Raw genomic sequence first — 9,330 nt, forward strand, 5'->3', positions numbered from 1 at the left:
AAACGCGAGGGGGCGAGCCCCTGCGCAGGGAGGTCCTGGCTTGAGCACGCGCTTTCTTCGCCACTTCTTCGAGCCCGGCACCATCGCGGTGATCGGAGCGTCCGAGAAGCCCCACTCCATGGGTGGCCTGGTGATCCGCAACCTCCGTGAGGGCGGTTTTCCCGGCAGCGTCTGGGCGGTCAATCCCAAGGGCTACGACGCGGTCTTCGAGGCGCCCTGCGTCACCCGGGTGTCGTACCTCCCCGAGGTGCCGGATCTCGCGGTGATCTGCTCGCCGGTGCAGACGGTGCCCAAGTTGATCGACACCCTGGGCCGCTTCGGCGTCAAGGCCGCGCTGGTTCTCTCCGGCGGGGCTCACCTCGACCGCGACCATGGCGACAAGGGCTCGATTCGCAGCCGCATGCTCGGCGCGGCGCGCGCCTCGGGCATCCGCGTGCTCGGCCCCGAGTGCATGGGGTTGATCGTCCCCGGGCGCAAGCTCAACGCCTCCTACGCCAGTCAGCCGGTGAAGGCCGGCCGCGTGGCCTATCTCGGCCAGTCGGGCATGCTCGGCAACGCCATGATCGACTGGGCCGCCGGGCGCGGCATCGGCTTCTCCCACCTGCTCACGGTGGGCGACAGCGTCGACGTGCTGCTGCCCGACCTGATGGACTACATCAACCAGTTCTCGCCGGCCCAGGCGATCCTGCTCCATCTCGAACGCATCATGGATGCCCAGCACTTCATGACCGCGCTGCGCGATGCCTCGCGCAACCGCCTGGTGCTGGCCATCAAGAGCGGGCGCACCGCCGAGTCCGATATCTCCGGCCTGCCGCCGACGCCCGGCGTGGCCAATCGCGACCAGATCTTCGACGCGGCCTTCGCCCGCGCGGGGGTGGTACGGGTCAACGACTCTGACGAGCTGTTCGATGCCCTGGAGACGCTGTCGCGCATGAAGCCGCTGAAGGGCGATCGCCTGGCCATCGTCTCCAACGGCCTGGGGCCGGCGATGCTCGCCATCGACAAGCTGATCAACGCCGGCGGTCGGCTGGCGAGCTTCAGCGAGGAGACCCGCGACGCCCTGCGACGCGACGACTTCGACATGAGCAAGCCCGGCGAGAATCCGGTGGATCTGGGCGGCAACGCCTCCCCGGAACGGCTCGTGGAGGCACTCGAGATCGTGGCGGCCGATCGCGGCGTCGATGCGGTGCTGGTGGTGCATGCCCCGACGCGGCTGGCGCCCTCCAAGATCACCGCCCAGGCGATCATCGCCGCGCGCAAGCGCTTTCGGCGCAACCTGCTGACCAGCTGGATGGGCCTCGAGGAGGCGCTGTCGGCTCGCCACGAGTGTAACCTGGCGGGCATTCCCACCTATCTCTCTCCGGAGAAGGCGGTCAAGGCCTTCATGCACATGGTGGACTACCAGCGCGTGCAGGCCCTGCTCCAGGAGATTCCGCCGAGCCTGCCCTTCGCCACGACGCCGGAGATTCGCCGGCGCTGCCGGCAGCTGATCGAGGACGCCCGCGAGGCGGGGCGTGAGACCCTCGCGCATTCCGAGACGGCGCAGGTGCTCGCGGCCTACGGGCTGCCGGTGGCGCCGAGCCGCTATCCGCAGACGCCCGAGGAGGCCGCCGAGGCGGCGGCGACCTTCGACGGGCCGATGGCCCTGAAGGTCGTTCACGAGGGCAACTGCCGGCCCTTTCGCTACCGCCAGCATCCCCACAAGATCTCCGCCGGCCTGCTCCAGGACCTGGCGACCCCGGAGCAGGTCGCCGAGGCGGTCGTTCGCCTGGGCGACCGGGTGCAGGAGAAGTTTCCGGATTTCGCGATCCGCGAGTACTGTCTGCAGGCCATGCAGCGCGGCAAGCACTCCATGCAGCTGTGTGCCGGCATCACCCGCGACCCGGTGTTCGGGCCGGTGATCGTGTTCGGCATCGGCGGCTACAAGGTCAATATCCTGGCCGACCGACAGGTGGCGCTGCCGCCGCTCAACATGAGCCTGGCGGCCGATGTGGTGGGCCGCACCCACGCGGCGCGCCTGATCCGCGAGCACTCCAGTCATCCCGAGCGCGACCTCGAGCGGCTCTGTGAGCTGCTGGTGACCCTCTCGCAGATGGCCAGCGACCTGCCCCAGCTGCGCGGGCTGGAACTCAACCCGCTGGTGCTCAACCGCGATGGCCTGCTGGCCGTCGACTTCGCCATGGATCTCGGCACGCCCGCCCGCTTCGCGATCATGCCCTATCCCGAGGAGCTGCGGGAGTGGTTCACGCTGAAGAACGGCTGGGAGGTCGAGGTGCGCCCGATCCGTGCCGAGGATGCGCCGCTGATCACGCGTTTCCATGAACAGCTCTCCGAGGAGAGCATCCGCTTTCGCTACTTCCACAACAAGGCCGATCTCACCCAGCGCGACCTGTCGATCCTCTCGCACATCAACTACGACCGGCAGATGGCCTTCATCGCCGAGCATCGTGACGCGCAGGGCGCCAAGGAGATGCTCGGCGTGGTGCGGGTCTGGAACGACCCGGACAACATCCGCACCGAGTTCTCGGTGATCATCCGTGACGACCTGCAGGGGCTCGGCATCGGCAGCCTGCTGATGAAGAAGATGATCGGCTACTGCCGGAGCGTCGGCACCCTGGAGATGATCGGCAAGATCATGGTCGACAACCATCCGATGCGCTCGCTGATGAAGCACCTGGGCTTTCGCCTGCGCTACAACATGGAGGAGCAGGTGGTGGATGCCGTGCTGCGCCTCAACGAGCCGGAGAGCGAGTGGCAGCGCCATCGCCTGGAGAGCCAGCCGGACTGACGCCGGTGCTCGCCGGCCTGCAACAGAACGCGGCCCCCGCCATGGCGGGGGCCGCGTCGTCGTCTTGCCTATGTGGCGGCTCAGGCGCCGCCTCGGGATCAGGGGGCCAGGCGGAAGCGGTGCCAGCTGCCGTCGCGGCGCTCATAGCGCAGGCGATCGTGGAGCCGGCTCGGCTGGCCCTGCCAGAACTCGATCATGTCGGGGATCACCCGGTAGCCGCCCCAGTGGATCGGGCGGGGAATCTCCTGCCCCTCGTAGGCATGCTCGAAGCGCTGCTCGCGCTCGGCGAGCCAGGTGCGATCGGGGATCACCACGCTCTGGGTGGCGACCCAGGCGCCCAGCTGGCTGCCGCGGGGGCGGCTGGCGAAGTAGGTATCCGACTCCTCCGGGCTGACCTGCTCGACCCGACCTTCGACGCGCACCTGGCGGGAGAGGCTGGGCCACCAGAAGACCAGCGAGGCGTGGGGCACGTTGGCGAGCTCGCTGCCCTTGTGGCTGTGGTAGTTGGTGAAGAACACCATGCCCTTCTCGTCGGTGCCCTTGAGCAGCACGATTCGGGCGTGGGGGCGTCCCTGGCTGTCGGCCGTGGCCAGGGTCATGGCGTTGCCGTCGCTGCCCTCGGTGTCGAGCGCCAGGGTCAGCCACTCGTCGAACAGCGTCATGGGCTCGTCGGGCGAGTCGGCCTCGTCCAGCTGGCCGCCCTCATAGTCGCGCCGAATATCGGCAATGTTGCGTGTCATGACCGTCTCCTTGAAGTTTGCGTCATGGTCGCCGGTCGCCGGGCCGAGCTCAATGCCCTGGATCAACGCGCCATGGAAAAATCTCTCCCCAGCTTACGGCGTCCAGCCCAGCTGCACCATGGCCATGTAGGCGCCGGTCCCCCCGGCGATCGACAGCAGGGCATGGCGTCGCCACAGGTGCAGCACGACCACGGTCAGCGAGGCGAGGATCAGCGGCCAGCCGTCGGGGGCGACGTTGAGACGACCGTCGGTCAGGGGGCGGAAGTCGCGCAGCGCGTAGATCACCAGGATCATCATCACCGCCGGCGGCAGGTAGCGCCCCAGGTGAAGGATCAGCGGGTGCTCCGCCTGGCGGGCCAGGGCCACGAAGGGCAGCACGCGGGTGGCGAAGGTCGCCGCGGCGCAGACGGCGATGAAGACCAGCAGCTCGACGGTATTCATGGGCACGGGGCCTCGCGGTGTGGCTGACGGAGGCGGTGGTCGGCCAGCAGGATCAGTGTGGTCGCGCCGATGGCGCCCAGCAGCAGGTGGCGGTCGGGCAGCAGCGCCACGGCGCCGAGGCCGGTGGCCAGCGCGATCGCGAAGGGCAGCCATTGGCGCAGCCGCCGGGCCTGCTCCAGGGTCAGCACGATGAACAGCGCCGTCAGGGCGAACTCGATGCCGCGGCTGTCGAAGGTCAGGGTGGTGCCGATCAGCACGCCCGCCATGCTGCCCAGCACCCACCAGAACTGGTTGAGCAGGCTGAGGCGAAAGGCCTGGGCGTGCTCCAGCTCGCGCTCCCCGCCGTGGGTGGTCAACAGCGAGTAGGTCTCGTCGGTCAGCGCGAAGATGAGATAGGGCTTGCGCCAGCCGGCGCCCTGGAACCGCTTGAGCAGCGAGAGGCCGTAGAAGAGGTGGCGGGAGTTGAGCATCAGGGTAGCCACGGCCACCTCCACCAGGCCCGCCCCGGCGGCGAGCAGCGCCACGGCGAGAAACTGTCCGGCTCCGGCATAGATCACCAGCGACATCAAAAGCGCCCCCCAGGCCGGGATGCCGACCTCGATGGCGAGGATGCCGAAGGCCGCCCCCAGCGGCAGATAGCCGAACATCACCGGCAGGGTCGTGATGCTGGCGTCATGCCAGGCGTGGCGCTTTGGCACCGTGGACCTCCTTGTCGTCGTGTGCGGGTGCGGAAAGAGCGCATCAGGCGAGCTATCATGGGCCTGCTCGACCCGTGTCTCCCCCAGAGACAAGGATATACTATTGCAGGAAGGCAAGGAGCCAGCAATATGCACCGCATTAGAGTCTGGGATCTTCCGATTCGTCTGTTTCACTGGATCCTGGTGGGCGCCGTGGCGCTCTCCTACTACACCATGAAGACACCGGGCGTGCCCTTCGTCTTTCCCGTCGAGATCCATGCCCGGGCCGGCCTGGTGGTGCTGGGCCTGCTGCTCTTTCGCTGGGGCTGGGCGCTGGCGGGGAGCCACCACGCCCGAGTGTGGCACTTCCTGCACGGGCCGCGCGCCGTGCTGGGCTATCTCCGGGCCCTGTGGCGTGGCGCGCTGCCGCCCTATGCCGGCCATAATCCTCTCGGCGGCCTGGCGGTGCTGGTCATGCTGCTGTCGCTGAGCGTGCAGGCGATCAGCGGGCTCTTCTTGAGCGACGATGTCTTCTTCCAGGCGCCGCTCCACGAGCGGGTAACGGCGGCCACCAGCGATGCGCTGCGCACCCTGCACCACTGGAACGGCCAGCTGCTGATCGTGCTGATCGGCCTTCACCTGGTGGCGCTGCTGATCCATCGCCTGAAGGGAGAGCGGCTGGTCGGTGCCATGATCCACGGCGACAAGCGTCTGGATGATACCCCCCTGGATGCCGCCGGCGAGAACGCGTCCCGCGACGCGGGCAGGCCATGGCGAGCGGTCGGGCTGCTGCTGGCGGCGGTCGGCATGGTGGCCTGGCTTTGGCGGCTGTGACGCTCTGTCAGCGGTGATATCAAGTCAGTGATGTCCCAACGCAAGGAGGCGGCCCCTGGGCCGCCTCCTCGTTGGTGCCTGATGCCGGCTCACTCGGCCTTGTAGTTGTCGTGACACCCCTTGCAGGTATCGGCGACCGCCGCGACCTGGCGGCGCATGGCGGTGAAGTCATCTCCCTGGGCGAGCTCGGCCAGGGTGGCGGTCTCCTCGATCAGGGCCTGCTGGCGAGACTCGAAGTCCTCCCAGTCGTCGGCGATATCGGCCAGGGCGGCGGTCTCGATGCCGTGACCATCGCCCTGCAGCGAGCCTTCGATGAAGCCTTCCCAGGGCAGGGGAGCCACGGCGGCGAGGTTCTCGGCGCGGCGAGCGAACTCCTCGGCGTCGTAGTCGACCTTGCCCTGGGCCATGTCACCCAGCGGGCCGATCTGCCAGCCGATCACGCCCAGGGCGTCCTGGCGATACTCGATAGCCTTGTCGACGTCGGCGTGGCTGGTGGCCGCGGCCATCAGCGAGGCGGTCAGGGTGGCGGCGGCGATGAGCGGTCTGCGCATCAGGGGCATCACGATCTCCTTTTCGTGTCGGGGTAGGCCCGGTCGTCGAGCGACCGGACACGCCCAGCCTAACAGTTTTTGCCTTCGCCGCTAGCCGGCCCGCAGCTGGCGGCTGCGAAACCGCGCGTAGCCCATGCACCCGGTGAACAGCGCCAGGGAAACCAGCGCTTCGGCCGTGCCGCGCAGCCCTTGCCCGGGCAGGGTGGCGACCATCACCCCCTGGGTGAAGTAGAGCAGGCTGACGAAGGAGAGCCAGGCGTGGCCGCGCGGGCGACGGGCGATGATCGACGGCAGGAAGAGCACCAGCGGCAGCACGAAGGCGACCAATGGCACCAGAGGATTGCCGTCGGTACTGACGATCGCCCCGCGATAGATCATCAGCGCCAGCAGCACGGCGTAGCTGCCGAGCACCAGCCGGCGCGAGGCGTCGGTCAGGTGGTCGAGTCCCTTGCGGGCCTCCAGGCCCTCCAGCCACTGTCTCATTTGGCCTCCTGGCGTGCCGCCGCGAGGGCCAGGGCGAGATGCGCGACGCGCTTGCCCTGGGCGAAGGCCAGGGTGCGCTCATGCTCGTCCAGCGGCCGGTCGCTGCGCGTGCCGGCCAGGTGACTGGCGCCGTAGGGCGTGCCGCCGGCCGATGTCTCCATCAGCTCGATCTCGCTGTAGGGCAGGCCGGCATACACCATGCCGTGGTGCAGCAGCGGCAGCAGCATCGAGATCAGCGTGGTCTCCTGGCCGCCGTGCAGGCTGGAGGTGGAGGTGAAGGCGGTGGCCGGCTTGTCGATCAGGGCGCCGCCCAGCCACAGCTCGCTGGTGCCGTCGATGAAGTACTTGAGCGGAGCGGCCATGTTGCCGAAGCGGGTCGGGCTGCCGATGGCCAGGCCCGCGCAGTGACGCAGGTCGTCGAGGGTCGCATAGACGGCGCCTGCCTCGGGAATCTCGGGCGCTACCGCCTCGCAGGTGGCCGAGACGGCGGGCACCGTGCGCAGGCGCGCGTCGATGCCCGGGCACGCCTCGACGCCGGCGGCGAGGCGCTCGGCCATGGCGCGGGTGGCGCCATGGCGAGAGTAGAAGAGGATCAGCACGTACGGACGCTTTGCGGTCATGGGGATTCCTGGGTGACCTGGAAGATCGGGCGGGCGAGGCTCAGTCGAGCAGGGCGCGGATGGCCTCGGGCGGGCGGCCGATGATGGCGCGACGCCCGTCATCGGCGATAGGGCGCTGCAGGATCCGCGGGTGGGCGAGCAGGGCCTCGACGACCTGGTGCGGCTCGTCGGCATCGGCCCCGAGGGCCTTCCACTCGGGCTCGTTCTGGCGCACCAGGCTGGAGAGCTCGCCCTCCAGCCGCTGGATCAGGGCCTCGAGCTCGGCGGCATCGAGGGGGTCGTCCAGGTAGCGGCGCACCTGCACGTCGGCGCCGGCCTCCTCGAGCAGGGCAAGGGCCTCGCGCGACTTGGAGCAACGCGGGTTGTGGAGGAGGGTGATCATGAACGTATCCTTTTGCCACTCAAGGTGAAAGCGGCATTGTAGGCCGTGGCTCAATCCCGCCACAACCAGACAGGGTCACTCCTCGTCTCGATGGCTGGGCAGGGTTCGCTCGATGGCCCCCAGGACGGTCATGATCAACAGCGCCATGAGGGTGACCATGGCGGCCAGGGGGAAGTTGTTGACCCCGGCGGCGATGCCGATGGCGCCGGCCAGCCAGATCGTGGCGCCGGTGGTGATGCCGTGGACGCTGGTGCCGCTGCGAATGATACTGCCGGCCCCCAGGAAGCCGATGCCCCCGATGACCCCCTCGACGATACGGGTGGGATCAATGCGCGCCGAGGGATCTCCCTCGGCGGTGGCAAACAGGATCTCCATCCCCACGATCAGGAAGGCCGCGGCCCCCAGGGAGACCAGCATGTGCGAACGCAGACCCGCCGGCTTGCCGCGCAGCTCGCGCTCCAGACCCAGCACCAGCGCCAGGCCGGCGGCGACGCCCAGCCGGGTGAACATGTCGAGCAGCGAGATCTCGGTTTCCATGGCACCTCCGATCGCCGCACATACCGCCCCGGGGCATGGTGGGCAGAGTGTCGGGTTCTGTATCGTCACGACGAACTCCTTGCGCCTTACCCAGCGTAGCCGGGCTGTCGCCTATTCGCGTCGACGGTAGACCCAGGCTTCGCGGCCATCGCGCAGTGTGACGCGAACGCGTTCATAGCGGATGCCCAGCCGCTCGTAGCGATCGAGGCGCGAAAGCTCCTCGCCATCGACCCGCAGCAGCAGGCCCTCCACCCGGGCCGACGGGGCCGGCGCCAGATCCAGCCCCGTGCGCCGGAAGCCCTCCAGCACCACCGGCTCGGGATCGCCGGCGCGGCCATACACCAGCCAGCGGACCGGGGCGTAGGTGAGGGTGCCATAGACGAAGACCCGGTGGGGCCCCTCGGCGACCGGCGCCAGGTGCGCCGGGCGCTCGTAGGTGAAAGGACTGAGCATGGTCAGCCACAGCCAGCCGGCCAGGGCGAGGGGCGAGGCGATGGCCAGGGCGGCGAGCCCGTGTCGCAGGCGCATGGCGCTTCCTTTCGCTTGAGTGGAAGAGTGGAGGCCGGGGGCGTTGCCCCGGGTGCAGCGCCATCCTGCCACGATCGGGGCGAGCGCTTAAGCGACCCGCGCGCCTCTGCTAGGATGAACGCTTCCCCCTTGACGTCCTGGAGGTGCCCCGTGAGCCAGAGCCATCGTAACGACGAGGATTTCCAGGCGCTGGTGGGGGACGTGCGCCCCCTGCCGAAGCGCGCCCATCGTGCCGACCCTGGCCGTCGCCGCGGCGACCCCAGCGAGGCCCAGCTGGCCCGCCGCGAGAGCGCGGCGGCCGAGTCGCCGGGCCGCGACCTGCTCTCGACCGACTTCATCGACCTGCTCCCGCCCTTCGACCCGCTGCTCTTCTACCGGGACGGCATCCAGGTCGGCGTGGTGGATCGCCTGCGCCATGGCGGCTATCCGGTCCAGGCCAGCCTGCACCTGCTGCGTCGGCCGCTGGAGGAGTGCCGCCAATCCCTGGCCCCCTTCATTCGCGAGGCCTACGCCCACGACCTGCGCTCGGTGATGATCATCCACGGTCGCGGCCGCGAAATCGATAGCCCCGCCAACGTGTTGCGCTCCTGCCTGGCGAAATGGCTCGAGAGCCTCGACGAGGTCCAGGCCTTCGCCTCGGCGAGCCAGGCGGACGGCGGCCTGGGGGCGACCTGGGTGATGCTGCGCAAGAGCGAGCGGGCGAAGGCCAACAACCGGGAGCGCCAGCAGAAGCGCCGCGGCTGAGCCCT

General features: G+C 69.0%; 12 protein-coding genes. 3 read left to right on the forward strand and 9 right to left on the reverse strand.

All coding sequences use genetic code 11. The features are described from left to right. Positions 1-40: 40 nt before the first annotated feature. Positions 41-2,788 carry a bifunctional acetate--CoA ligase family protein/GNAT family N-acetyltransferase gene (locus ACGTNG_RS16520; protein ID WP_394797613.1) on the forward strand — a complete coding sequence of 916 codons (2,748 nt, stop codon included), beginning with the start codon at positions 41-43 and terminating at the stop codon, positions 2,786-2,788. 98 nt (positions 2,789-2,886) lie between these two features. Here the strand turns inward: ACGTNG_RS16520 and pdxH are convergent, their stop codons facing one another. From pdxH to ACGTNG_RS16535, 3 genes are all read right to left on the reverse strand, one after another. Continuing rightward, entirely contained in the window at positions 2,887-3,528 is a 642-nt protein-coding gene (gene pdxH / locus ACGTNG_RS16525) for a pyridoxamine 5'-phosphate oxidase (RefSeq protein ID WP_394797614.1), read from the reverse strand. 93 nt (positions 3,529-3,621) lie between these two features. Next, positions 3,622-3,969 carry a branched-chain amino acid transporter permease gene (locus tag ACGTNG_RS16530; RefSeq protein WP_394797615.1) on the reverse strand — a complete coding sequence of 116 codons (348 nt, stop codon included), beginning with the start codon at positions 3,967-3,969 and terminating at the stop codon, positions 3,622-3,624. After that, on the reverse strand, positions 3,966-4,667 hold the full coding sequence (locus tag ACGTNG_RS16535; RefSeq protein WP_394797616.1) for an AzlC family ABC transporter permease: 702 nt from the start codon (positions 4,665-4,667) through the stop codon (positions 3,966-3,968). The genes ACGTNG_RS16530 and ACGTNG_RS16535 overlap by 4 nt, the downstream gene beginning before the upstream one ends. A 129-nt stretch (positions 4,668-4,796) precedes the next feature. Between ACGTNG_RS16535 and ACGTNG_RS16540 the strand changes: the two genes are divergently transcribed. Continuing rightward, entirely contained in the window at positions 4,797-5,480 is a 684-nt protein-coding gene (locus tag ACGTNG_RS16540) for a cytochrome b/b6 domain-containing protein (protein WP_394797617.1), read from the forward strand. Positions 5,481-5,569: 89 nt separating this feature from the next. Here the strand turns inward: ACGTNG_RS16540 and ACGTNG_RS16545 are convergent, their stop codons facing one another. From ACGTNG_RS16545 to ACGTNG_RS16570, 6 genes are all read right to left on the reverse strand, one after another. Further along, on the reverse strand, positions 5,570-6,031 hold the full coding sequence (locus tag ACGTNG_RS16545) for a c-type cytochrome (protein ID WP_394797618.1): 462 nt from the start codon (positions 6,029-6,031) through the stop codon (positions 5,570-5,572). A 90-nt stretch (positions 6,032-6,121) separates the two neighbouring features. After that, entirely contained in the window at positions 6,122-6,514 is a 393-nt protein-coding gene (locus ACGTNG_RS16550; protein WP_394797619.1) for a DUF2069 domain-containing protein, read from the reverse strand. Continuing rightward, a complete protein-coding gene (gene wrbA / locus ACGTNG_RS16555) occupies positions 6,511-7,134 on the reverse strand; it encodes an NAD(P)H:quinone oxidoreductase (protein WP_394797620.1) in 624 nt (207 codons plus the stop codon). Before wrbA ends, ACGTNG_RS16550 begins: the two co-directional genes overlap by 4 nt. A gap of 40 nt (positions 7,135-7,174) precedes the next feature. Next, positions 7,175-7,516 (reverse strand): arsenate reductase family protein, encoded by a 342-nt coding sequence (locus tag ACGTNG_RS16560; RefSeq protein ID WP_394797621.1) that lies wholly within the window; start codon positions 7,514-7,516, stop codon positions 7,175-7,177. 75 nt (positions 7,517-7,591) lie between these two features. Then, positions 7,592-8,053 carry an MgtC/SapB family protein gene (locus ACGTNG_RS16565; protein WP_394797622.1) on the reverse strand — a complete coding sequence of 154 codons (462 nt, stop codon included), beginning with the start codon at positions 8,051-8,053 and terminating at the stop codon, positions 7,592-7,594. Positions 8,054-8,164: 111 nt separating this feature from the next. Then, entirely contained in the window at positions 8,165-8,581 is a 417-nt protein-coding gene (locus ACGTNG_RS16570; protein WP_394797623.1) for a gamma-glutamylcyclotransferase family protein, read from the reverse strand. Positions 8,582-8,695: 114 nt separating this feature from the next. Here ACGTNG_RS16570 and smrA point away from each other — a divergent pair, with 114 nt between their 5' ends. Next, positions 8,696-9,325, forward strand: coding sequence for a DNA endonuclease SmrA (gene smrA / locus ACGTNG_RS16575; protein WP_394797624.1), 630 nt, complete (start codon positions 8,696-8,698; stop codon positions 9,323-9,325). Positions 9,326-9,330: the final 5 nt, after the last annotated feature.

It is taken from the genome of Halomonas sp. B23F22_3 (assembly GCF_043496965.1).
Taxonomy (GTDB): domain Bacteria; phylum Pseudomonadota; class Gammaproteobacteria; order Pseudomonadales; family Halomonadaceae; genus Halomonas.

What these genes read in the sequence shown, in the direction of transcription:
- pdxH (WP_394797614.1), bottom strand. Translation starts at nt 3,528, where the DNA reads ATGACACGCAACATTGCCGATATTCGGCGCGACTATGAGGGCGGCCAG.
- ACGTNG_RS16530 (WP_394797615.1), bottom strand. Translation starts at nt 3,969, where the DNA reads ATGAATACCGTCGAGCTGCTGGTCTTCATCGCCGTCTGCGCCGCGGCG.
- ACGTNG_RS16540 (WP_394797617.1), top strand. Translation starts at nt 4,797, where the DNA reads ATGCACCGCATTAGAGTCTGGGATCTTCCGATTCGTCTGTTTCACTGG.
- ACGTNG_RS16545 (WP_394797618.1), bottom strand. Translation starts at nt 6,031, where the DNA reads ATGCGCAGACCGCTCATCGCCGCCGCCACCCTGACCGCCTCGCTGATG.
- ACGTNG_RS16550 (WP_394797619.1), bottom strand. Translation starts at nt 6,514, where the DNA reads ATGAGACAGTGGCTGGAGGGCCTGGAGGCCCGCAAGGGACTCGACCAC.
- wrbA (WP_394797620.1), bottom strand. Translation starts at nt 7,134, where the DNA reads ATGACCGCAAAGCGTCCGTACGTGCTGATCCTCTTCTACTCTCGCCAT.
- ACGTNG_RS16560 (WP_394797621.1), bottom strand. Translation starts at nt 7,516, where the DNA reads ATGATCACCCTCCTCCACAACCCGCGTTGCTCCAAGTCGCGCGAGGCC.
- ACGTNG_RS16565 (WP_394797622.1), bottom strand. Translation starts at nt 8,053, where the DNA reads ATGGAAACCGAGATCTCGCTGCTCGACATGTTCACCCGGCTGGGCGTC.
- ACGTNG_RS16570 (WP_394797623.1), bottom strand. Translation starts at nt 8,581, where the DNA reads ATGCGCCTGCGACACGGGCTCGCCGCCCTGGCCATCGCCTCGCCCCTC.
- smrA (WP_394797624.1), top strand. Translation starts at nt 8,696, where the DNA reads ATGAACGCTTCCCCCTTGACGTCCTGGAGGTGCCCCGTGAGCCAGAGC.